Below are 22,478 nucleotides of genomic sequence, written 5' to 3' on the forward strand. Positions count from 1 at the left end.
GACACGGCACAATCCGCGGACCCATTTCGTGCTTCGTGCACGGTTTTGCATGAGGCCGGAGCAGGCGCCGATGCGCCGACGCCGGTCGATTCCCGAAAGGACGGGACGGGAGCAAGCGCTTGAGCGCCCGCTCCGGTCTACCCAGGAGACACTCTGATGGCAGCCAATCTCGCAGCACGACGCTGGTGGACGATCATGCCGATCGTCTTCATCACGTACAGCCTCGCTTACCTCGACCGCGCGAACTACGGGTTCGCAGCAGCGGCCGGCATCAACCAGGACCTCGGGATCAGCAAGGGCCTGTCGTCGCTGATCGGCGCGCTGTTCTTCCTCGGCTACTTCTTCTTCCAGATTCCGGGCGCGATCTACGCGGAGCGCCGCAGCGTCAAGAAGCTCGTGTTCGCCAGCCTCGTGCTGTGGGGCGCTTGCGCGGCGCTCACGGGCGTCGTCACCAACATCCCGTCGCTGATGGCGATCCGCTTCATGCTCGGCGTGGTCGAAGCGGCCGTGATGCCGGCGATGCTCATCTACATCAGCAACTGGTTCACGAAGAACGAGCGCTCGCGCGCGAACACGTTCCTGATCCTCGGCAACCCGGTCACCGTGCTGTGGATGTCGATCGTGTCGGGCTATCTCGTGCACGAATTCGGCTGGCGGCATATGTTCATCGCCGAAGGCGTGCCGGCCATCATCTGGGCCGTATGCTGGTGGTTCCTGGTGCAGGACAAGCCGGCCGATTCGCCGTGGCTCACTGCGGAGGAAAAGAGCGACCTCGATGCCGCGCTCGCGGCCGAACAGGCGGCGATCAAGCCCGTGCGCAACTACGGCGAGGCGTTCCGGTCGCCGGCGGTGATCAAGCTGTGCGCGCAATACTTCTGCTGGAGCATCGGCGTGTACGGCTTCGTGCTGTGGCTGCCGTCGATCGTCAAGAACGGCTCCGAGCTCGGCATGGTCGCGACCGGCTGGCTGTCGGCGATGCCGTACCTCGCGGCGACGATCGCAATGCTGGTCGCGTCGTGGGCGTCCGACAAGGTCGGTTCGCGCCGCGGCTTCGTGTGGCCGTTCCTGCTGATCGGCGCGGCCGCGTTCGCCGCGTCGTATGCGCTCGGCTCGTCGCATTTCTGGATCTCGTATGCGCTGTTGGTCGTCGCGGGCGCCGCGATGTACGCGCCGTACGGCCCATTCTTCGCGATCGTTCCGGAGCTGCTGCCGAGGAACGTCGCCGGCGGCGCGATGGCGCTGATCAACAGCATGGGCGCGCTCGGCTCGTTCGTCGGCTCGTATTTCGTCGGCTATCTGAACGGGGCGACCGGGTCGCCCGTCGCATCGTATGCGTTCATGAGCGCCGCGCTCGTGGCCGCGGTGATCCTCACGCTGTCCGTCAAACCCCAGGCGCGCGATGCGCACCCGCTCGCGACGCCGCTGCAAGGAAAATGAAAACGATGAAGCCTCGTATCGTCGCGTACAAGCCGCTGCCCGATGACGTGCTCGCGTATCTGCGCGAGCATGCGGATGTCGTGCAGACCGACGGCGCCGACGCGCTCGCCGATGCCCTCGGCGACGCGGACGGCGCGATCGGCGCGAGCCTGAAGGTCACGCCGCAGATGCTCGATCGTGCCCCGCGGCTGAAGGCCTGGTCGACGATCTCGGTCGGCTACGACAACTTCGACGTCGCGGATCTCACGCGGCGCGGCATCGTGCTCGCGCATACGCCCGACGTGCTGACGGAATCGACCGCCGATACCGTGTTCTCGCTGATCCTCGCGTCCGCGCGGCGTGTGGTCGAACTGGCGGAGTGGGTGAAGGCCGGCCACTGGCATCGCAGCATCGGCCCCGATCTGTACGGCACCGACGTTCAGGGCAAGACGCTCGGCATCGTCGGGCTCGGGCGGATCGGCGGCGCGGTCGCGCGCCGCGCGGCGCTCGGCTTCCGGATGCAGGTGCTGTACACGAATCGTTCCGCGCATGCCGAAGCCGAGACGCAGTACGGCACCCGTCGCGTGACGCTCGACGAACTGCTCGCGCAGTCGGACTTCGTGTGCCTGCAGGTGCCGCTGTCGCCGGAAACGCGTCACCTGATCGGCGCGGCCGAATTCGCGAAGATGAAGCGCGGCGCGATCCTGATCAACGCGTCGCGCGGGCCGGTGGTCGACGAGGCCGCGCTGGTCGACGCGCTGCGTGCGGGCACGATCCGCGGCGCGGGGCTCGACGTGTTCGAGAAGGAGCCGTTGCCGGCGGATTCGCCGCTGCTGCGGATGAACAATGTCGTCGCGCTGCCGCATATCGGCTCGGCGACGCACGAGACGCGCCATGCGATGGCGCGCTGCGCCGCGGAAAACCTGGTCGGCGCGCTGGCCGGCACGCTGCGCACGAACCTCGTCAATCCCGACGCGCTCGCGCGCGTCTGAGCGGGGGCGGTCAGCCGGCGGGGCCGCCGGCCGGGTTAGAGGCGATGGTCTTGGTACGGGAGGGCAGGCTGCGTTATGATCGCCCGCTCGTCGCATCGACGACCCGGCCACGCGGCCGGCGGCGTTTGGCGGCGGGCATCCGTGCCAGGTCCGGTGCGGCCGATCGCCGTGCGTTTCAGGCGACCGGAGCGGGCGCGAACGCGCCGGCTTCGATCGATCGCGAAGCAGGGGGGGCGGCGGCGTCCGCCGGGTGGCTTTCGTATCCAACAACAAAGGTCCGTCCGCACACGAAGCGGCGCGGATCGTACGTCGCGAGGCACGACTTGAGCGATTCGCAACCTTCCACGCAGCGTCCGGCGACGATCAGCGACGTCGCACGCGAAGCCGGCACGGGCAAGACCAGCGTTTCGCGCTATCTGAACGGCGAGACGCACGTGCTGTCCGCCGATCTGCGCCAGCGGATCGAGGCGGCGATCGCACGTCTCAACTACCGGCCGAACCAGATGGCGCGCGGGCTGAAGCGCGGCCGCAACCGGCTGCTCGGCATGCTCGCGGCCGACCTGACCAATCCGTATACCGTCGAAGTGCTGCAAGGCGTCGAGGCCGCGTGCCACGCGCTCGGCTACATGCCGCTCATCTGTCACGCGGCCAATGAGGTCGAGATGGAGCGGCGCTTCCTGCAGCTGCTCACCACCTACCGGGTCGAAGGGCTGATCGTCAACGCGCTCGGCGCCGAGGAAGACGTGCTGCGCCCGCTGCGCGGCGCCGGCATTCCGGCCGTGCTCGTCGACCGGACGGTCGAGGGCTTCGAGGCCGATCTGATCGGGCTCGACAATACCGAGGCGATCGAGACGGCGATCGCGCATCTGGTTGCGCGCGGCTTCGATGCGATCCATTTCGTCGTGCAGCCGTTCGAGCACGTCAGCTCGCGGCGCCTGCGCGAGGCCGCGTTTCGCGCGGCGCTCGACGCGCGCGGGCTGCCGGTGCCGCCGACGGTCGTGCTCGACCTGAACGAGCCCGCCGCGGCCGCGGCGGCGCTTGCCGACCTCGACGCGCGCATCGACGACGCGGCGCGGCGCGGCGTGCGTGCGGCGCTGTTCGCCGCCAACGCGCCGGTCGCGCTCGCGATCGCGCGCCATCTGCGCGCGCGTTTCGGCGCGGCGTGGCAGGAAAAGGCCGCGCTGCTGTCGATCGACGATCCGGAGTGGGCCGAACTGATCGGCATCACGACCATTCGGCAGCCGACCTACGAGATCGGCTACAAGGCCGTCGAATTCGTGCACGAGCGCATCGACGGCGCGGCAGGCGACGTGCGTGTCGCGTTGCTGCCGGGCGAGCTGATTGCGCGCGCGTCGACCGCAAGCTGAGTATCATTCGGGGCACGCGGCGCGTCAGGTGCGCTGCCCCGAACAAGGAAATTCATGACTGTCGCTCCCGTCACGCTGGCGGTGCTGATCGCCGCCACGCTGATCATCGCGCTACTGCCGTTCGTTCTCTTCCGTCTCCTGCGCAAGCCGCTTTCGCTCGACCGCCGCGACACGATCGTCGGTGTCGCCGTCTTCACGCTGTTCGCGATGATCGTCGAACGCGCATTCCATGGCCTCGTGCTGAGCCAGACGCCCGCCGGCGGCTGGCTCACGCAGCCGCTCGCATTCGTCGCGTACAGCGCGCTCGCGACCGCCGTGTTCGAGGAGGTCGGCCGCTATCTCGGGATCCGGTTCCTGAACCGCCGCTACGGCGCGTCGGTCGGCGACGGGCGCGGCATCGGCTACGGGATCGGCCATGCCGGTGCCGAAGCGTGGTTCGTCGGCGTGCTCGTATGGGGCCAGTGGTCGTATCTCGCGTGGCTCGCGAGCCACGGCCAGCTCGAGACGCAGCTCGCGGACCTGCCGGGCGATACCGTCGTGCGGCTGCACGTGATGCTGGCGACCTTGTCGGCACAGTCGATGCTGCTGTTGCTGCTCGAGCGCTGCTCGGCGTTCGTGGTGCAACTCGCGCTGTCGGTGCTGGTCTGGCGCGGCGTGCGTGCCGGCCGCGCGGGCGTGCTGCCGCTCGCGATCGTGCTGCATGCGCTGGCGGTCGCGCCGGCGCTGCTGTATCAGGTGCGCGTGCTGCCGGCCGGATCGCTCGAGGCCGTGTATTTCGTGCTGGCCGCGATCCTGGTCGCCGTGCTGGTGAAGACGTGCCGGTCGCCGCGTGCGGCGGCCTGACGGGAGAGGCGGAATGGACGACTATCTGATCGAATGCCAGAGCGCCGAATTCGACGCGCTCGCGCGCGTGATCTGCGATCTCTTTCCGGAGCAAACGCGCTTTGCCGAAAGCAACGACGAACGCGGGCGTTTCCTGTCCGTGCAGTGGCTCGCGATGCGTTTCGGTTCGACGCCGAAACGGATGACGCTCGACATCCGCATCGTGCCGGCCGCGCTGGCGCGCTATCTGGCGCTCAGGCCGATGCAGCGCGCCCGCAGCCATGCGGTGCTGCATGCGTACACGGAAGCGATGCTGGGCTCGCTCGAGGAGCGGCACGCGGCCGGCGAGGCCGTCGAGCGCGACGCGGAACTCGAACTCGACGAAGACTTTGCCTGAACGTTGACGTGAACGCACGCGCCGGCGCGATGCCGGCGTCGCGCGCTGCGCGTTACGCGTCGCGGTAGACCTGCGCGAAACGCTGCGCCTGGACGACGCCGTAGTCGCCGGGCGCATACTGCATCACCCAGTCGCCGGCGACGCCGCGCAGCGTGTCGCCGTTCTCCGAGCGGGCGATCGTGAACGGCTCGTCCATCCGGCGGGCGAGCACGACGGCCGGCCGGTTCCGGTAGGCGCCCGGCGCACCGTGCGCGAGTGCCGGATCGGCGGGCAGGTATTTCGCGTCGAAGCGTGCGCGCGACACGACCCAGCGGTCGCCGGTCGAGCCGGTGATCAGTGCGTCGCCCGCGACATAGCGGTTCGGGCCTTCGAGGCTCATCAGTTCGCCGTCGGCCTCCGCGAATGCGACCGTGACGGTTTCGTCCTTCACGACGCGACGGGCCTGTGGGTCGGTACGCAGATCGATGTGCTTGAGTTCGAGCATGGCGGGGGGAAGTGCGGGAAAAGCCGGGAGCTTATCCCGAATCCGGCGCGCCGTGTGACGCACCGGGTTCCTGCGGGATGCGCGACGCCGTTCGGCCCGGGCGGGCAGCGCGACGCCGGCGGGCGGACGTCAGGGTTGTGCGGGCGCGCTTGCGGCCGGTGCGGCGGCCGCCTTGCCTTCCTTGCTCCTGGCCTTGCCCTTGCCGCGGTGTTCGCCGCCGTGATGCAGCCAGCTGCGGAACGTCGTGTCGGCGAGTGCCTTCTGGTCGGCCGGGAAGCTCTCGTAGAGCGGCGCGAATGCGTCGGCGAGCTTCTTCGCGCCCTCCGCGTTCGCCTGCGCGAGTTCCGCGTACTGCTTCATGTCGTCGACCGCGGACACGTTCTGGCTTTCCATTCGCGTGCGATAGAGGCGGCCCATCGTGTCGCCGTTTTCACGCATCGTGTCGGCGAACGTCTTCCATTGCGGCTCCTGCGCCGACGTGATCTTCAACTGATCGTGCAGGTACTTGATGCGTTGCTCGATGCGCGCTTCGTGGCGCGCCGCGCGCTGTTCGGCGCTCGGGGCCGATGCGGCCGTCGCAGTCGCCGTCGACGGAGCGGGCGTTTGCGGTTGCGGCGGCGTTTGCGCGAATGCGCTGGCCGCAGCGGCGAGCGTGGCGAGGGTGAGCGAGATTTTCTTCATGGTTGGCTCTCCGGGGTGGTGTCGTGCGAGCGGGCGCGGCGGCCGATGCCGCGAGCGCCGAACTCTTGTCACCCGTTATTAGTAGCACGTCGCCTGAAACGCGACAGCGAAAGCGACACTTGCTTACATCCGATACGAATCGAAATTGAAAGGGACATAGCGGGCGGGCGACGATCGACGGCGTTCGATCGACACGTCGGACGCCGCACGCGAACGAGGCGGGCAATGCGAACGCGTGAGCCCATGACCGTGCGCGATGCCGTTTGGGCGCACCGGCGTTCGGCGCTATCATCGCGTCACGTTCCATTTCGCCGGCGCGTTGCACGCCGGGCCAGCCTCATGCGTCCACCTCGCCTCGACCAACTCGACGACCTCGACCGGCAACTCGTCGCGCTGCTGCAAGCGGATGCGCGCGCAAGCGTCGCCGATCTCGCGCGACAGCTCGATGTCGCACGCACGACGGTCGTCGCGCGCATCGCGCGGCTCGAGCGCACCAACGTGATCGCTGGATACAGCGTGCGGCTCGGACAGGACGTGCTCGATGCAAGCATCTATGCGTACGTCGGCATCATCCTCACGCCGAAGTTCGGCAAGGACGTGCTGCGCAAGCTCGACCGGATGCCCGAGGTCCAGCTGTTGTGCGCGGTGAGCGGCGAATACGACTATGTCGCATGGCTGCGTGCGGATTCGCCGGAGCGGCTCAACGATCTGCTCGACCAGATCGGCACGCTCGAAGGCGTCGAGCGCACGACGACGTCGATCATCCTGTCGCGCAAGATCGATCGCGGCACGATCGGCGGATGACGTATCGCGTGCGGTGTCGCGTGTGACACCGCGGCGCGATTCGATTCGTCGCGCCGGTTTTTCTTCCTTTCCCTCTTCCTGATACCCGCCGACGGCGCTCGCCGCGGGGCGGGGCGTCGGCTCGCGCATCTTCCTCCTTGCATGTTCCTTCGTGCCCGTCCAAACGCGCCCGTCCAAACGCGCCCATCGCGGCCCGTTTGCGGCGCGTCATATACGCGATTTTTAGACGATTTGGTCGTTGTGACGAAATGTGTCGTCATATCGTCGAATTAAACGGTCGTTTCGCATCATTCTTCGTCTTGGAACTGATTTTGCGCGTCCCTAAACTGTGTTCATGGCTCGACGCCGTACACCAACACCAAACTCATCCTCAGGAGATAAGCGCATGAAAATCGCCATCGTCGGCGCAGGTCTGATCGGCCACACCATTGCTCACATGCTGCGTGAAACGGGCGACTACGAAGTGGTCGCGTTCGACCGCGACGCGGATGCGCTCGCCAAGCTGTCGCGTGAAGGCATCGCGACGCAACGTGTCGATTCGGCCGACGCCAATGCGATCCGTGAAGCCGTGAAGGGCTTCGATGCGCTCGTCAACGCGCTGCCGTATTACCTCGCGGTCAACGTCGCCGCGGCGGCCAAGGCTGCCGGCGTTCATTACTTCGACCTGACCGAAGACGTGCGCGCGACGCACGCGATCCGCGAACTGGCGGACGGTTCGGACCGCGCGTTCATGCCGCAGTGCGGCCTCGCGCCGGGCTTCATCGGCATCGCCGCACACGAGCTCGTGAACGGCTTCAGCGAAGTGCGCGACGTGAAGATGCGCGTCGGCGCGCTGCCCGAGTATCCGACCAACGCGCTGAAGTACAACCTGACGTGGAGCGTCGACGGCCTGATCAACGAATACTGCCAGCCGTGCGAAGCGATCCGCGACGGCCGCAAGCAGTGGGTGCAGCCGCTCGAAGGCCTCGAGCACTTCTCGCTCGACGGCACCGAATACGAAGCGTTCAACACGTCCGGCGGCCTGGGCACGCTGTGCGAAACGCTGTCGGGCAAGGTCGAGACGCTCGACTACAAGTCGGTGCGCTATCCGGGCCACCGCGAGCTCGTGCAGTTCCTGCTCGAGGACCTGCGCCTGTCGAGCGACCGCGACACGCTGAAGTCGATCATGCGCCGCGCGGTGCCGTCGACGAAGCAGGACGTCGTGCTCGTGTTCGTCACGGTGACGGGCGTGAAGGACGGCCAGCTCGTGCAGGACGTATTCACGCGCAAGATTTTCGCGAAGGACGTGTGCGGGATGCACATGAGCGCGATCCAGATCACGACGGCCGGCGCGATGTGCGCGGTGCTGGATCTGTTCCGCGAAAAGAAGCTGCCGCAGAGCGGTTTTATTCCGCAGGAAAAGGTGTCGCTGAAGGCGTTCCTCGCGAACCGCTTCGGCAAGCTGTACGAAGGCGGCACGATGGAGCGCGTGCACGAAGTCGCCTGACGACCGGTCTCCGGCACGAGGGCCGTGCGACGCCGGGAGCGCAACAGCGCTTCCGGCGTTGTTTTTTTGGCGCGTCGCGGCGGGGAAGAGCAGGGTGGTGCGCGCCGCTCAGGCGGGCAGCGGCGGGACGATCGTTGCCTGCGGCGCCGGAGGCGCGATGCGGTACAGCAGTGCATCGATGTCCGCGTCGGACGGCGCGGTGTTGTCGAACATCACGATGCCGTCGCATTCGTGGCCGGTCGGCACGAAGCGGCGTTGCCGGTATTCGTCCCAATGCGCGAGCTTGTACGCGTCGTTCGGATTGCCGCGCGCGACGATCCGCTGGTGCGCGACGTCTTCCGCGGTATGGACCCATACGACCGTCAGCGCGACGTCCGGCCCGATGCCCAGCCACGTGCGGTCGAGGATGCGCCGATCACGCACTTCGCGCGACAGCGGGCCGACCACGAGCACGCCGATGCCGAGCGCGAGGTTCTCGCGGGCCGTGTCGAGCAGGCCCTGGTATTCGGGATCGCGCAGGTGCTTCAGGTAGAGCGGGCTGTCGCGATCGTTCGGATCGGAGGTGAGGGCGCCCATCGCGGCCGAACTGTAGCGGCCGTAGAGCGTGTCCTTGTCGAGCAGGCAGAAGGCTTCGCCGGTCGCGCGCATCAGCGGCCCGATCAGCCGCTTCGCGAGCGTGGTCTTGCCGGTGCCGGCATGACCGCAGAAGAAAACCAGGTGCGTCACGAATACCGGCCCCCCGGATCCCCGCGCGACGCGTCGCTGCGCTTGTCGCCGCGCGAGAAGACTTCCGCCTCCAGCCACATCGCGTTGATGATGCCGAAGCCGAGCGCCACGCCGATGCCGAGTATCCACGAGAAATACCACATGGGTTTGTCTCCTTGACGGTTGGGCCGCACGGCCGTGCCGTGCGTCTGTCGAAGCGATGTCGTGCGCGTGCCGCGTCGCACGCAGTCCGATCATGACCAATATCGGCGTGTCGCGCAAGCCGGACCGCCCGCGCGTCAAACCGGTAAACTGATGCGAAAACTGCAACATGACGGACAACATGCTGATCAACTGTGCTGCATACCAGGACGGCCGCAAGCTGGCGGAAATCGATATCGACGCCATCAGCGACTACGTGTCGAAGCCCGAGTGTTTCGTGTGGGTCGCGCTGAAGGATCCGACGCCGGACGAGATCGACCTGATGGGTGAGGAATTCGGGCTGCACGAGCTTGCGCTCGAGGATGCCCGCAAGGGGCATCAGCGGCCGAAGATCGAGGAGTACGGCGATTCGCTGTTCGCGGTGCTGCATATGGTCGAGCTCGACGACGACGGCGAATTCAAGGTCGGCGAGCTGAACGTGTTCGTCGGCCCGAACTACGTGCTGTCGATCCGCAACCATACCGAGCAGGACTTCCGCGACGTGCGCAAGCGCTGCGAGCGCGAGCCGCATCTGCTGCAGGAAGGGTCGGCGTTCGTGTTCTATGCGCTGATGGATCAGGTCGTCGACCGCTATTTCCCGATCCTCGAGACGCTCGGCAACGAGCTCGAGGAACTCGAGGACCGCATCTTCACCAAGGCCTCGCCCGCGTCGTCGCGCGCGATCATCGAGGATCTCTATTCGCTGAAACGCCGGCTCGTGACGCTGCACCAGCACACGGCGCCGCTGATCGAGCCGCTCGCGAAGCTCACCGGCGGACGCATTCCGCAGATCTGCAGCGGGATGGAGCATTACTTCCGCGACGTGTACGACCACCTGCAGCGGATCGTGAAGACGATCGAAGGGCGGCGCGAGATGGTCGTGACCGCGATCCAGGTCAACCTCGGGATGATTTCGCTCTCGGAGAACGAGGTGACCAAGCGGCTCGGTTCGTTCGCCGCGCTGTTCGCGATACCGACGATGATCGCCGGCATTTACGGGATGAACTTCGCGAACATGCCCGAACTGCACCTCAAGTACGGCTTCTACGGCTGCATCGCGGTGATGGTCGCCGCCGATCTCGCGTTGTGGTGGCGCTTCAAGCGGGCGGGGTGGCTGTAGCAGGGGGACGCCGCTAGCGCGGGGCGTGCTTGCCGACCACGACGCGCCACGGACGCACGCACCAGGATTTGACGAGGCCGTGCTGCACGTACGGATCGGCGCGGGCGAACGATTCGGCGGCTTCCGGCGAGTCGCCTTCGAAGACGAGCACGGCCCGGTCGGCTGGATCCTGCAATGCGCCTGCGAGCATGAGCTCACCGCGCTCGGTTGCCGCCTGCGCGAGTGCAAGGTGCTCGGCGCGGTACTGTTCGCGCCGGGACAGATAATCGTCGACGAGTTCGTAGATCAACTGGTAGTGCATGGTCGCTCCCGGAATCGGCTGCCGCAGGATGGCGGGCGGTTGGCTCAGTATAGGGCGCGTTTCGGTCTTTGTCGGGCATGGTTTGCGACGGCTTCGCCGCTGCGTGGCCGGCTGATCCCGGGCGGCTGACGAGATGATTTTCAGGCCCCGACGCCCTTTCTTTAAATGCAACTAACGGTCTACTTTGAATCCGCCATCGCATGGATTCGGGTCATCGCACCGGACCGGTTATCGCCCATTTGTCTTCAAGAACGGCGGGTGTGGCCGCCATGTTCCATGCGCATTCCGGGCACGAATTTCGCATGCCGGCGAGGGCGGCCGTGTCGACCGCAAAAAGGGCCGAAGCCGGATATCGGACCGCCCGTGCGGACGTCGTGCGAGGGCGTTTCCATTGGCCGCAATGCGACCTATGCTGAACGAATCCGGAGCGAACTTCGTTCGCCCGATTCGTCAAGACGAGGTGTGCCATGCCTGTATCAGCCACCCTGCAGGATTGCCTGCGCCAGAAGTCATCGCGGTACGAAGTCGTGTACCACCCGTATAGCCATACCAGCATGGAGACGGCCGCCGCCGCGCATATCCCCGGCGATCGCCTCGCGAAAACCGTGCTGCTCGAGGACGACGAAGGCTACGTCGCCGCCGTGCTGCCGACGTCGCACGCGGTGCGCTTGTCGGACCTCTGGGTCAAGACCGGCCGTCATCTCGTGCTCGCCAGGGAAATCAAACTGCGCGAACTGTTCAAGGATTGCGACCTCGGCGCGTTGCCGCCGGTGTGCATGGCGTACGGGATGAAGACGTTCCTCGAGGAACATCTCGCGCAGCAGCCGGAAGTGTATTTCGAGGCCGGCGACCACGAAGCGCTGATCCACATGATGCAGGACGAATTCCTGTCGCTGATGGAGACGGCCGAGCGCGCGCATTTCTCGCACAAGATGCAGGGGATGTGGTTGTCCTGATCGTCCTGTAGCGGGCGGTTTGCGGTAGTTGGAGACGGCGTCTGGCGGGCGGCCGTCGGGGGCGTTGCGTGTCGCTGGTTTTGCCGCAGTTGGGTTCACGCTGGAAATCGGTGCTGCGAGCAACCGGTGAGGCGGGATTCTGGTGGCGTCTGGTCGGGATTTCAGTGGTGATGTTGGGTGAATTTCGTATTTTACATAATCATCATTATCGATAAGTTTTGTGTAGGTCCCAAGTTCAGATGTCGCGTTTCCGCTAAATAAAAATGTCGTGTTTTGGCCTGTAGGTTGATCGCCTGCACCCTTGGGAGCGCCGGCGATGAACGCGACTGGGACGATCACCATGACGATGCGTGAAGTGGATCGGCTGAAGGTCATCGAGGCTGTAGCCGAGTGTCGGCTCAAGCCTGGCCAGGCGGCCGAACGGCTGAAGTTGAGCGTGCGGCAGATTGAGCGTCTGGTATTGCGCTATCGCGCGGCCGGCGTGGCCGGATTGGTGTCAGGCAAGCGTGGGCGCCCGAGCAATCATCAGTTGCCGGCTGGAAAGGCGCAGCGGGCGCTGGCATTGATCCGCGAGCGCTACGCCGATTTCGGGCCGACGCTGGCCTGCGAGAAACTGCGCGAATGTCATGGCATTGACCTGGCTGTCGAGACGGTTCGTACGCTGATGAGGGCTTCCGGCCTATGGATTCCACGCAAGCAACGCCCGCCGAAGGTCTACCAACCGCGCAACCGCCGTGCATGCCTGGGCGAACTGATTCAGATCGACGGTAGCGACCACCGTTGGTTCGAGGACCGTGCGCCAGCTTGCACGCTGCTGGTGTTCATCGACGATGCAACCGGACGGTTAATGGCGCTGCATTTCACGGCGACCGAATCGACGTTCAGCTATTTTGAGGCGCTGTCGAAGTATTTGAGTTCGCACGGCAAGCCGGTGGCGTTCTACAGCGACAAGGCCAGCGTCTTTTACGTGAAGAAGCGCTCGGAGACCGCGGGCAAAGGCGTCACGCAGTTTGGCCGAGCGCTGTACGAACTCAATATCGACGCGTTCTGTGCAAACACGAGCCAGGCCAAGGGGCGTGTGGAACGGGCCAACCTGACACTGCAGGACCGGCTCGTCAAAGAGCTTAGATTGCGCGGAATCAGCACATGGGAGGCCGCCAACGCGTATGCACCCTCCTTCATCGCTGATTTCAATCGTCGCTTCGGCAAACCGCCGAAAAGCGATCACGATGCACACCGGCCACTGCGTGCTGATGAGGATCTGAGACAGATCCTGTCGTATCGCGTGCCGCGCAAAGTATCCAACGCGTTGACAGTGCAGTACGACCGCGTGATGTATCTGCTGGCCGATTCGGTGGCCAATCGGAGCCTCGTGCATGAATACGTCGAGGTCGTCGAATATCCGGACGGGATGATCGAAGTACAGGCCAACGGCGCAGTGCTGTCATGTCAGCAATACGATCGCATCACACGCATCGATCAAGGCGCCGAGGTCGAGAACAAGCGGCTGTCCAGCGCACTGGAAGTCGCACGGCGCATCCAGAATATGCGTGACGATCGCCGTGCTTCCGGCTCACCGTCGCGCACCCATTGCGGTGCCGAGGTCCAGGCAAAGAAGGCGCTCATCGGGCTGAAGAAGCAGCGTGCCATCGAGCTTGCTGACCTGAATCAAGCCATTCTTGAAGTAAGCGTCAAAGGAATCAGGGAACGGGGGGCGGCTTCGCCGCCCCACCCCAACACCATAAACAAGGACAAGACAAAGCCCAAACACCGCGACATTTCAATTTAGCGGGAAACCCGACAATTGAACTTAGCGGGGACATTTTGTTGTAGTGGCTAAGTTGAAATGTCCGCCTTTGGCTACGTGGAAATGTCGCTCTAGCGGCCGATCTGCCGACCAACCGCCGCCGGGTCCCAGCCGCACGATGTGCCGCGGCCGTTCAACCCATATTCATGACACGTCTCGCGCGTTCCGTAGGACGTACTCGCGACCGTCTGCCTCGGCCAACTTCACGTATTGCACCAGCTTTCCGGATTGGATGTTCTTGAGCACCCACAACGCGGCAATCCGCTGATATTCGTGTCCGGTGTGCCACGCACGCTCCGCGAGCGCCTCGGCATGAGCGGACTTCAGTGCGCCCAACGCAAGCAAGGCACGTCGGCGCACGTATTCGTCCTCGTCGTCCACCAGGCGCAACAGCAGTGCCTCGGCCTCGGCGGCATGCGAACCCAGCCCGCCGAGTCGCGCGGCCAACTGCCATTTGGCGTTCGGCTCCGACGCGTCGATCGAGGCGCGCGCGAGTGCCAGTAACGCGTCGGGTTGCGTCCAGAGCATGCTCGAAATGTGTTCCAGCGCTTGGTCGCGGGCAATCGCGTAAAGCAGATCGGCGCACGCGGTTGCGGTCCAGGCGGCCGGCGCAAGCGAGTCGACGACGGCAAGCGACGCGTCCCACAGCGCTTCCCAATGGCCGTACTCACATTCCCACTCGACACTTCGCTGGCGGACTGGGGATAGCGCCGCCCATTCCCTGAATTTTTCGACCTGTTCGTGCAGTGTGTTCAACGCGTGCATGGAAAGTGTATTGATTGCGGCCTGCGTCACGGTGCGATGCATGCGGCGTAAAACTACGTTGCCCCTGCAGCCCCAAAACCGGATGTATCGAGCCGCCCGCTCGCGACTCTCGTCGCGTCTCGCGGCACCCGGCATGCCGCGAGACGCGCATACCGCGCCGGCTGTTCGGGGGCGCTCGCGCAGGTGCTGCGCCGGCCGAAGCAAGCGTCCGGGACAAGCGGATCGGCGTCGTCCGCCACCGGGCAATCTCCGGGCGATATCGGGCCGTATCTACGGATGTGGGCAGGATTGTGCCAGTTTTGGTCGTGTTCGGAGTGCCGGATTACGCACCGAACATCCACGTGCGGCCGCATGCCCTGCCCTGATTCTCTTGGGGAGGCGTTCGGTCAGGCGCGTTTTCGTATCCGGGAGTTTTAATAAAAAATACAGCTATCTTGATAAGAAAAGTTATCCGGATATTTTCGATAAAAAACAGAAGTGCCCGATGCGTGATGAACGATCCGGTACACGACATTCCCAGCATTCCGCTGCGCAAACCTTCGAATTCACAACGATCGACGCGTGTCGCTGTGTGTGAAAGACGGCGCACTGGCGATCGCGTCGACGCAGCTCCTCCAGCATCCTCGCCGCTTCCCCCGCCCCGCATTTGTTCCCGCGACGCAAGACTGTTGGTCCATGGTGGGTATTCGAACTCCGGCCCGCCGCGCCTAGAGTTGCGTCCATCGGATTCATCGATCCGGTCGGCGCTGAAGCCGAAAACCAGTCACCTGTCGAGGCATATCATGAGCACTTCCAAAGTCATCATCGTCACCGGCGCATCGCAAGGCATCGGCGCCGAAGCGGTCAACGCATTCCGCGCGCAGGGCCATCGCGTGGTCGCGACGTCCCGTTCGATCGGGACGTCGGACGACCCCGATCTCGTCACCGTCGCGGGCGACATCGGCGACCCGGCTGTCGCGCGGCGCGTGGTCGACGCCGCCATCGAGCGCTTTGGCCGGATCGACACGCTCGTCAACAACGCGGGCATCTTCATCGCGAAGCCGTTCACGCAATACACGGCGGACGACTATGCGGCCATCACCCGCGTGAACCTGGACGGTTTCTTCCACATCACGCAGCGCGCGATTGCGGCGATGCAGCGCAACGGAAACGGCGGCGGTCACGTTGTCAGCATCACGACGAGCCTCGTCGATCACGCGAACAGCAACGTGCCGTCGGTGCTCGCATCGCTGACGAAAGGCGGGCTCAATGCGGCGACGAAGTCGCTCGCAATCGAATATGCGAAGGCCGGCATTCGCGTGAACGCGGTGTCGCCCGGCATCATCAAGTCGCCGATGCACGCGCCCGACACGCACGCGACGCTCGCATCGCTGCATCCGGTCGGCCGGATGGGCGAGATGAGCGACATCGTCGGCGCGATCCTGTATCTCGATTCGGCGCCGTTCGTCACCGGCGAGATTCTGCACGTGGACGGCGGCCAGAGCGCCGGGCACTGAGCCGCAACGTCGTGAACATGCGCCGGCGCGGAAGATGCGGGCGCCCCGATGCCGGCGCAGGCGTGGCGTCGGCGCCCCGCTCTGCCCGGTTGACGGCATGGCTGGCCGCGGCTAGCGAGCCCGCCTTGCGGGTGCCTGTTCGAGATGTTCGACGAGAAAGTCGACGAAGACGCGCACGCGCGACGAAAGATAGCGTGCATGCGGATACAGCAGCATGAACGGCCGCGATCGCCCGCCCTGCGCGGACAGCACCTCGGTGAGCGTGCCTTCCCGCAGATCCCGCTCGACGATGAAGCGATAGGTCTGGAACAGGCCCGCACCGCTGCGTGCGAGCGTGACGCCGGCGAGGACGTCGCCCGACGTGCCGTAGCCGCCCGTGGTCGCGACGTCGATTTCCGCCGATCCGTCGCTGAACAGCCATGGAATCGGCCGGCCGCTGCTTGGAAGCTCGAACTGGATGCATTCGTGCGCGTGCAGATCGTCGACCGTGCGCGGCACGCCGGCGCGCTTCAGATAGCCCGGCGTCGCGACGACGACGAGTTCGGCGTCCTCCAGCTTGCGTGCGACCAGGCTTGAATCCGCTGGCGCGCGGCCGCGGATCGCAAGGTCGAAACCCTCCTCGGCGAAGTCGATGTTGCGATTGCTGAGATGGGTTTCGACGCGTACGTCCGGGTATCGCTCGCGAAACGCGGGCAGCAGCGGCAGCACGCGATAGTGTCCGTATGGCGTCGGCATGCTGATGCGCAGCACGCCGGCCGGCGTTGCCTGCTGCCCCGTCGCTTCGCGCTCCGCGTCGACGAGCTGCGACAACGCATCACGGCATTGCTCGAAATAGCGCCGCCCGGAATCGGTGAGCCGGATCTGGCGCGTCGTCCGGACGAACAGGCGTACGCCGAGACGCTCCTCGAGCCGCGCGACCGACCGGCTCACCGCGGCCGGAGTGACGCTCGCGGCCGTTGCGGCAAGCGTGAAGCTGCCGAGTTCGGCTGCCAGGCAGAACAGCTCGATGCTGCCGAGCAGGAGGTCATCGAATTTTCTCTGCATGGGGGCGGCTCCTGCTTCCTCGTGCCGCCTGGCGCGGCTGCAAGACGGCGAATCCGGCGTGTGCCCGCGACGAGTCACCGCGCTTCCGGCCCGCCAGCGCGCGTTGTTTCGCGGCGGGACGCTGAAGCACCGAGTGTGCATGAATCGCCGCCAGGAAACCAGCGTATCGGCGACACCGGTGGTACGCGTTCGCGCCGCGTTGCACCGCGCGCGATTCGTTACACCGCGTGTCGAGTCAATTGCGCGAACGATATTTACCGGCCCCGACCGCCTCACTAGAGTGACTGACAGAGGCCGTGGCGAGTGGCGAGTCGCGCGTCCACACCGCGGCCAACTCATCAACGATCCCCGAAGGAGCATGCCATGACGATCGAACAGAAGCTGGCCGAACTCGGCTTCACGCTACCCGAACCGCCGCAACCGCTCGGCAGCTATACGGCCGTCAGTGAGGCCGGCAACCTGTTGTTCATTTCCGGGCAATTGCCGCTCGTCGACGGCAAGGTGGCCTATACGGGGCGCGTCGGCGAACAACTGGGCGTCGATGACGGTCGGCGCGCGGCGCAGCTCGCGGCGCTAAACGTGCTTGCACAGATCAGAAAGCACCTCGGCGGGTTCGACCGCCTGCATCACATCGTGCGTGTCGAGGGACACGTCGCGTCGGCCGACGGCTTCCACGGTCAACCGGCCGTGATCGACGGCGCTTCCGACCTGTTCGCCAAGGTGCTGGGCAACAAGGCCGGACATGCGCGCTCGGCCTTTTCCCACCGCCAGTTGCTGGCCGACGCGGCGGTGGTCCTGGTCGTGATCGCCGAAGTCCGCCCGGCATGACCGGGTTGCCGAAGGCCCGGGCGACCGCGATTCCAGCGCGGCCATCTGCCCTGCGATCGCTGAATCTTCCGGCCCGGGTCGTCTTTTAAATATAAGGGTTTGATCATCCCAGAGCCTTGCCCGGCAAGGCTAGCCACGATCTCGATACATTGAAATACAAAATATCGCATGCGATTTAATCGAATCCGCTTGACGAGGTCGGCCGTCTCGACCAAACTGCCTCGCATGCGATCGAATCGCATCAGAGAAAAACCTTCCTACCTGACGGAGTGAACGATGAGCAAGATCGAAAAAGTGCTGTACACGGGCAAGACGCATACGACTTCCGGCGGCCGCGACGGCGCGGCTCGCAGTTCCGACGGCCGCCTCGACATCCAATTGTCGTCGCCAGGCAGCGCCGGGAACGGCACGAATCCGGAACAGCTGTTCGCGGCCGGCTGGTCGGCCTGCTTCATCGGCGCGATGCAGCTCGCGGCGCGCGCGGCGAAGGTCACGCTGCCGGCCGATCTCGCGGTCGATGCCGAAGTGGATCTGGGCACGGGCGGCAACGCGTACTTCCTTCAGGCCCGCCTGAACGTGAGCGTGCCGGGACTCGATCGCGACGTCGCGCAGCACATCGTCGACACCGCACACCAGACCTGCCCGTATTCGAAGGCGACGCGCGGCAACATCGACGTCGAGATCCGCATCGTCTGAGCCATGCACCTGGCGGCCACGTGCTGCCCTCCTGAATGTCCTGCCATTTTCATGTCGAGGTGAATGATGAAAACCCAACTGATCGCTGCCCTTCTCGCTGCCGTGTCCGCCGCCGTTGCCGCGCCGGCCTTTGCCAGTGACGCCGTCGTGACGCGTGCACAAGTGCGTGCCGAACTCGTCCAGCTGCAGCAGGCCGGCTATGTGCCGGGCCGCGCGAACGATCCGCACTACCCGGACGACCTGCAGGTCGCGCTGACGCGTATCCACGCGAACGACACTGTCGCAGCCGATACGGCGACGTCCGGTTATGGCGCCGACGCCGCAGCCGTCACGCAATCGGGCAGCCGTCCCGTCACGCGCATCGACGAGCGCTCGATCTACTTCGGCCATTGAACGAAGTCGCGATCGACGCCGATTGCCGGCGCGCGGCGTTCACATTCCGATTACTCTTTTCTGTCGAGGTAAATGATGAAGACCCAACTGATTGCAGCCCTGCTCGTCGCCGTGTCGGCTTCCGTTGCCGCACCGGCCTTCGCGACCGAAAGCACCGTGACGCGCGCGCAAGTGCGGGCGGAACTGGCCGCCCTCCAGCAGGCCGGCTATCTGCCGAATCGCCCGAACGATCCCAACTATCCGGACAACCTGCAGGCAGCGCTGAAGCGGGTGCGCGACAACGATGCAACGGCGGCCGACACCCGGGCAGCCGGTTACGGCAACATCGCCGACGGTGCGACGCAATCCGGCAGTCGCATCGCGATTCGCACAGCCGAGCGCTCGATCTATTTCGGTCGTTGAGCGTCGCGACGAAATCGACGACACCGTCCGCCAAATAAAGCGCATACGATGTAATCGTATGCGCTTTTTGTTTGCCCGCAACCGGCGCGGGCGATCGCGTCTATGCTGTGCGACGGGCGGCCCTCACTCAAGGAGCAGACGATGCTGGAACCGACGACGGAGCAGGAAGAAGGCGGATCGCATCCGCTCGACAATACCGTATGGCGCGCGCTCACCGGGGAGCAGCATCGTTTCGCCCTCGGCGACGCGCTTGCGCGTCGATTTCCTCCTGCGCTCGCACCGTTTGCGGGCATAGCCGACCGCAGCCCGACCGCGTTCGACGCGTTGCACGGACTGATCGACGCGCATGGACCGGCGGCACTCGTCACGCCGGACGAGATCCCGACGCCGGCCGGTTTTTCCGTGGTCTGGCGGGCGATGCTGCATCAGATGATCTGGCAGGGAACGCTCGACGGCGCGCCTGCTCTGGAGCATGTCCGGCTCACCGAAGCCGATGTGCCGGAAATGCTCGAACTGATCGCGGCGACGGAGCCAGGCCCGTTCGGCCCGCGCACGGTCGAATTCGGCGGCTATATCGGTGTACGCCGGCAAGGCCGGCTCGTGGCGATGGCCGGTCAGCGGCTGAGGGCCGGCGGTCATGCGGAGATCAGCGCGGTGTGCGTGGATGCGGCTTTCCGGGGCCAAGGCCTTGCGGCCGGACTGATCCGGTCGTTGGTCGCGACCATCCGCGCGCGGGCGGAAACGCCGTTCCTGCACGTGCTCACGTCGAATAACGGCGCGATCGAGCGCTATCGCGCACTCGGCTTCGTGACGCGTCGCGACATGCATTTGCTGGTGCTGGGGCCCAAGGAAACCGGGACGGGCCAGCCGGAGCGCCAGCCATAAGGACGGGTCGCGCCGGCAATTGCACCGCAGGCTCGACATCGAGCCGGCGTTTAATCGTCTATTCGTCGATCGAATCGATCAGGTTGCCGCGCAGCGTGACGATGGCCTTCTGCATCTTCGCGAATTCGTCGGGTTTCAGCCCGGTGGCTTCGACCAGATTCATGTCGAGCCCCTTCTCGCGCACGCGGCGGCCGCTTTTCGTCAGGCTCACGAGCACCTGGCGCTCGTCCGACGGATCGCGGTGCCGCTCCAGATAGCCCATCGCCTCGAGCTTCTTCAGGATCGGCGTCAGCGTGTTCGATTCGAGGAACAGTTTTTCGCCGAGTTGCCCGACCGTCTGGTTGCCCTCCTCCCACAGCGCGATGATCGTGATGTATTGCGTGTACGTGAGGCCGAGCTCTTCGAGAATCGGTTTGTAGGCCTTGCCGAACGCGAGATTCGTCGAGTAGATCGCAAAACACAGGAACTCGGACAGCTTCGGCGCGGCGGGCGATTGTGTTTCGGTCGGTTTCATGGGCGTTCTCCAGCGACGGCGGATCGTGTCGCAGATGGACGCATTATATATCGCGTGCGATCTTATCGGTAGCATGATTATCGTTTCCGATCAACATGACTCGACGCCCACGGCACCTGTTCCGGTTCAGTCTTGTCCGCCGTCGTTCCGACCCCGTCGGTCGCCGGTCCGCTGGCGGCTGACTGACAGCAGCGAACACTGCACCGGATGAGCGATTTCGGTCGCGAGACCGCCGGCGGCGAACAGCAGGATCATCAGCCAGCGCTTCATGCGTCCTCCACGACGGAAAGGCTTGCGCCGTCGGCGACGGTCGCATCGAGCGCATAGGGATCGACACCGTCGAGGCAACCGAGATTGACGCGCCAGCACGCGGGATCCTTGCGCGTCTGATGAAACGGATAGACGCCGCAGCGGCTGCAGAAATAGTGACGGGCCGTGTGCGTGTTGAAGCGGTAGAGCGTCAGCGCGCCCTCGCCTTCGACGATCTTCAGGTCGGCCGCGGCGAACATCGGGCTCATCAGCGCGCCGCGACGGCGGCAGAGGCTGCAGTTGCAGCGGGTCGCCGGCGCGAGCGCGGTCCGGACTTCGAATTTCACGGCGCCGCAATGGCAGGATCCGTTGAACCATGTAGCAGACATGTCGTGCTCCTCAAGAGGTCATGTCCGCTTTATAACGGGCCTTCGCCGATGCGTTGTATCACGCTGTATCCACGCCGCGCGTGGATACAGGACGTTGCAATTTTGTCCACGGCCATGCGCATTGCGGCCCATGCGCCGAGCGCCGGCGCGCCGCATGTAACCGGGAAATCAGTCCAGCGCATGCTGTAACCGTGCGATGGCCACCCGTGTCTCGCGCTCGAGCGTCGCGAACAGTTCGGCCGCCGGCAGCGACCGGGCGAGCGGCGCCGCCTGCCCGGCCCATTGCGCGCCGTAGCCGAACTCGCCGTTCGCCTTCGCGGCCGCATGCAGTGCCTTGCCGGCGTCGTATGCGATCGGATAGGCCGGCGTGGCCGGCGCGTGCGGATCGTCGCCGAGCGCGGTCAGGCGGTTCGCGATGCCGCGTGCGATCCGTCCGGAGACCGCGGTCGTCAATGTCGTGCGGCGCGCTGCGTCGCCGAGGATCGCACGGCGATAACCGTCGTCGATCGACGTCTCCGGGCACGCCACGAAGGCGGTGCCGAGCTGTGCGGCCTGCGCGCCGAGCGCCAGCGCGGCGGCGATGCCGTCGCCGTCCATGATGCCGCCGGCCGCGATCACCGGCAGCGCGCATTCGCGCACCAGCAGGCGCGTCAGCGCGAACGTGCCGAGCCGGTCGTCGTGTGCCGTCGAGTCGAATACGCCACGGTGCCCGCCGGCCTCGATGCCCTGCGCAACGATCGCGTCGATGCCGGCCGCGACGATCTGCCGGGCTTCGTCGGGATTCGTCGCGGAGGCGAACAGCGTGATGCCCGCGCGCTTCAGCACGGCAATGGCCTCATCGGACGGCAACCCGAAATGAAAGCTGACGACCGCCGGTTTTTCTTCGATCAGCATCGCGAGCATCGCATCGTCCGCGACGAAGCTCGTGTAGATCTCCGACAACGACGCCGGCGGCGTCGCGCCCTGTTCGCGGAACGCGGGCGCGAGCCAGTCGAGCCACGCGCGTTCGACGACAGCGTCGGCGCGGGCCGGCTGGTGGCAGAACAGATTGATGTTGAACGGCCGGTCGGTAAGCGCGCGCGTGTCGCGGATCATCTTGCGCGCACCTTCGGCGTTCGTCGCGCCGACGCCGAGCGAGCCGAGCCCGCCCGCATTCGACACGGCGGCCGCCAGCGCGGGCGTGCTGACGCCGGCCATCGGCGCCTGGATGATCGGGGTGCGGATGCCGAGCGTGCGCAACAGCGTCCGGTTGTCGGTCGAGGGAATCATGTCGTGCGT

27 protein-coding genes are annotated in these 22,478 nt (G+C 65.5%); 16 read left to right on the top strand and 11 right to left on the bottom strand.

What is annotated here, in order from left to right; translation table 11 throughout:
• Positions 1-156: 156 nt before the first annotated feature.
• The 5 genes from WS87_RS09345 to WS87_RS09365 all read left to right on the top strand — a co-directional run bounded on the left by WS87_RS09345 (position 157) and on the right by WS87_RS09365 (position 4,994).
• Positions 157-1,437, top strand: a complete 1,281-nt coding sequence (locus WS87_RS09345; protein WP_059814388.1) for an MFS transporter — start codon at positions 157-159, stop codon at positions 1,435-1,437.
• A 5-nt stretch (positions 1,438-1,442) separates the two neighbouring features.
• The gene (locus tag WS87_RS09350) at positions 1,443-2,408 is read left to right on the top strand and encodes a 2-hydroxyacid dehydrogenase (RefSeq protein WP_059814480.1); all 966 of its coding nucleotides are present in this window, start codon (positions 1,443-1,445) and stop codon (positions 2,406-2,408) included.
• Between the two features lie 323 nt (positions 2,409-2,731).
• Positions 2,732-3,775 carry a LacI family DNA-binding transcriptional regulator gene (locus WS87_RS09355; RefSeq protein ID WP_059814385.1) on the top strand — a complete coding sequence of 348 codons (1,044 nt, stop codon included), beginning with the start codon at positions 2,732-2,734 and terminating at the stop codon, positions 3,773-3,775.
• Between the two features lie 54 nt (positions 3,776-3,829).
• On the top strand, positions 3,830-4,618 hold the full coding sequence (locus WS87_RS09360) for a YhfC family intramembrane metalloprotease (protein ID WP_059814382.1): 789 nt from the start codon (positions 3,830-3,832) through the stop codon (positions 4,616-4,618).
• A 13-nt stretch (positions 4,619-4,631) separates the two neighbouring features.
• Positions 4,632-4,994: a DUF3022 domain-containing protein gene (locus tag WS87_RS09365; RefSeq protein WP_059814379.1), complete on the top strand. Its 363-nt coding sequence runs from the start codon at positions 4,632-4,634 to the stop codon at positions 4,992-4,994.
• A 52-nt stretch (positions 4,995-5,046) separates the two neighbouring features.
• Here WS87_RS09365 and WS87_RS09370 read toward each other — a convergent pair whose 3' ends face one another.
• Complete coding sequence (locus WS87_RS09370; RefSeq protein ID WP_059524276.1) at positions 5,047-5,478, bottom strand: PGDYG domain-containing protein; 432 nt, start codon at positions 5,476-5,478, stop codon at positions 5,047-5,049.
• A gap of 129 nt (positions 5,479-5,607) precedes the next feature.
• A complete protein-coding gene (locus WS87_RS09375; protein WP_059814376.1) occupies positions 5,608-6,159 on the bottom strand; it encodes a Spy/CpxP family protein refolding chaperone in 552 nt (183 codons plus the stop codon).
• A 339-nt stretch (positions 6,160-6,498) separates the two neighbouring features.
• Between WS87_RS09375 and WS87_RS09380 the strand changes: the two genes are divergently transcribed.
• The gene (locus WS87_RS09380) at positions 6,499-6,963 is read left to right on the top strand and encodes an Lrp/AsnC family transcriptional regulator (RefSeq protein ID WP_006481526.1); all 465 of its coding nucleotides are present in this window, start codon (positions 6,499-6,501) and stop codon (positions 6,961-6,963) included.
• A 385-nt stretch (positions 6,964-7,348) separates the two neighbouring features.
• On the top strand, positions 7,349-8,449 hold the full coding sequence (locus WS87_RS09385) for a saccharopine dehydrogenase family protein (RefSeq protein WP_040144221.1): 1,101 nt from the start codon (positions 7,349-7,351) through the stop codon (positions 8,447-8,449).
• Between the two features lie 108 nt (positions 8,450-8,557).
• Here the strand turns inward: WS87_RS09385 and WS87_RS09390 are convergent, their stop codons facing one another.
• Positions 8,558-9,175, bottom strand: coding sequence for an AAA family ATPase (locus WS87_RS09390; RefSeq protein WP_059814372.1), 618 nt, complete (start codon positions 9,173-9,175; stop codon positions 8,558-8,560).
• Positions 9,172-9,318 carry a cytochrome bd-I oxidase subunit CydX gene (gene cydX, locus WS87_RS09395; protein ID WP_082750519.1) on the bottom strand — a complete coding sequence of 49 codons (147 nt, stop codon included), beginning with the start codon at positions 9,316-9,318 and terminating at the stop codon, positions 9,172-9,174. Before cydX ends, WS87_RS09390 begins: the two co-directional genes overlap by 4 nt.
• 179 nt (positions 9,319-9,497) lie before the next feature.
• Between cydX and corA the strand changes: the two genes are divergently transcribed.
• Complete coding sequence (gene corA, locus WS87_RS09400) at positions 9,498-10,475, top strand: magnesium/cobalt transporter CorA (RefSeq protein ID WP_059814477.1); 978 nt, start codon at positions 9,498-9,500, stop codon at positions 10,473-10,475.
• Between the two features lie 13 nt (positions 10,476-10,488).
• Here corA and WS87_RS09405 read toward each other — a convergent pair whose 3' ends face one another.
• The gene (locus WS87_RS09405) at positions 10,489-10,776 is read right to left on the bottom strand and encodes a YciI-like protein (protein ID WP_059451388.1); all 288 of its coding nucleotides are present in this window, start codon (positions 10,774-10,776) and stop codon (positions 10,489-10,491) included.
• 467 nt (positions 10,777-11,243) lie between these two features.
• Between WS87_RS09405 and WS87_RS09410 the strand changes: the two genes are divergently transcribed.
• Together WS87_RS09410 and WS87_RS09415 are read left to right on the top strand one after the other, a co-directional pair.
• Entirely contained in the window at positions 11,244-11,732 is a 489-nt protein-coding gene (locus tag WS87_RS09410) for an aminoacyl-tRNA deacylase (RefSeq protein WP_059814369.1), read from the top strand.
• Positions 11,733-12,048: 316 nt separating this feature from the next.
• A complete protein-coding gene (locus WS87_RS09415; protein ID WP_107938058.1) occupies positions 12,049-13,521 on the top strand; it encodes an ISNCY family transposase in 1,473 nt (490 codons plus the stop codon).
• Positions 13,522-13,683: 162 nt separating this feature from the next.
• On the opposite strand, the gene WS87_RS09420 is transcribed toward WS87_RS09415, so the two are convergent.
• Complete coding sequence (locus tag WS87_RS09420; protein WP_159085653.1) at positions 13,684-14,334, bottom strand: HEAT repeat domain-containing protein; 651 nt, start codon at positions 14,332-14,334, stop codon at positions 13,684-13,686.
• Positions 14,335-15,086: 752 nt separating this feature from the next.
• Between WS87_RS09420 and WS87_RS09425 the strand changes: the two genes are divergently transcribed.
• Positions 15,087-15,800, top strand: a complete 714-nt coding sequence (locus WS87_RS09425) for an SDR family NAD(P)-dependent oxidoreductase (protein ID WP_059818271.1) — start codon at positions 15,087-15,089, stop codon at positions 15,798-15,800.
• Between the two features lie 111 nt (positions 15,801-15,911).
• On the opposite strand, the gene WS87_RS09430 is transcribed toward WS87_RS09425, so the two are convergent.
• On the bottom strand, positions 15,912-16,844 hold the full coding sequence (locus WS87_RS09430; protein WP_059691683.1) for a LysR family transcriptional regulator: 933 nt from the start codon (positions 16,842-16,844) through the stop codon (positions 15,912-15,914).
• Positions 16,845-17,207: 363 nt separating this feature from the next.
• On the opposite strand from WS87_RS09430, the gene WS87_RS09435 reads away from it, so the two are divergent.
• The 5 genes from WS87_RS09435 (at position 17,208) to WS87_RS09455 (ending at position 20,048) form a co-directional block, all read left to right on the top strand.
• Positions 17,208-17,672, top strand: a complete 465-nt coding sequence (locus WS87_RS09435) for a RidA family protein (protein WP_059818269.1) — start codon at positions 17,208-17,210, stop codon at positions 17,670-17,672.
• A 276-nt stretch (positions 17,673-17,948) separates the two neighbouring features.
• Entirely contained in the window at positions 17,949-18,368 is a 420-nt protein-coding gene (locus WS87_RS09440) for an organic hydroperoxide resistance protein (protein WP_059451383.1), read from the top strand.
• A gap of 66 nt (positions 18,369-18,434) precedes the next feature.
• Entirely contained in the window at positions 18,435-18,761 is a 327-nt protein-coding gene (locus tag WS87_RS09445; RefSeq protein ID WP_059818301.1) for a DUF4148 domain-containing protein, read from the top strand.
• Between the two features lie 72 nt (positions 18,762-18,833).
• A complete protein-coding gene (locus WS87_RS09450) occupies positions 18,834-19,163 on the top strand; it encodes a DUF4148 domain-containing protein (RefSeq protein ID WP_059818267.1) in 330 nt (109 codons plus the stop codon).
• 141 nt (positions 19,164-19,304) lie between these two features.
• The gene (locus WS87_RS09455; RefSeq protein WP_059818299.1) at positions 19,305-20,048 is read left to right on the top strand and encodes a GNAT family N-acetyltransferase; all 744 of its coding nucleotides are present in this window, start codon (positions 19,305-19,307) and stop codon (positions 20,046-20,048) included.
• Between the two features lie 58 nt (positions 20,049-20,106).
• Here WS87_RS09455 and WS87_RS09460 read toward each other — a convergent pair whose 3' ends face one another.
• The 4 genes from WS87_RS09460 to WS87_RS09470 all read right to left on the bottom strand — a co-directional run bounded on the left by WS87_RS09460 (position 20,107) and on the right by WS87_RS09470 (position 22,469).
• A complete protein-coding gene (locus WS87_RS09460) occupies positions 20,107-20,562 on the bottom strand; it encodes a MarR family winged helix-turn-helix transcriptional regulator (protein WP_059818265.1) in 456 nt (151 codons plus the stop codon).
• 126 nt (positions 20,563-20,688) lie between these two features.
• Complete coding sequence (locus tag WS87_RS33945; protein ID WP_175911009.1) at positions 20,689-20,832, bottom strand: hypothetical protein; 144 nt, start codon at positions 20,830-20,832, stop codon at positions 20,689-20,691.
• Entirely contained in the window at positions 20,829-21,200 is a 372-nt protein-coding gene (locus tag WS87_RS09465; protein ID WP_059691687.1) for a GFA family protein, read from the bottom strand. Before WS87_RS09465 ends, WS87_RS33945 begins: the two co-directional genes overlap by 4 nt.
• Before the next feature lie 168 nt (positions 21,201-21,368).
• Positions 21,369-22,469 (bottom strand): NAD(P)H-dependent flavin oxidoreductase, encoded by a 1,101-nt coding sequence (locus WS87_RS09470; protein WP_059818263.1) that lies wholly within the window; start codon positions 22,467-22,469, stop codon positions 21,369-21,371.
• Positions 22,470-22,478: the final 9 nt, after the last annotated feature.

The organism is Burkholderia sp. MSMB0856 (assembly GCF_001524645.2).
GTDB classification, from domain to species: Bacteria; Pseudomonadota; Gammaproteobacteria; order Burkholderiales; family Burkholderiaceae; genus Burkholderia; species Burkholderia diffusa.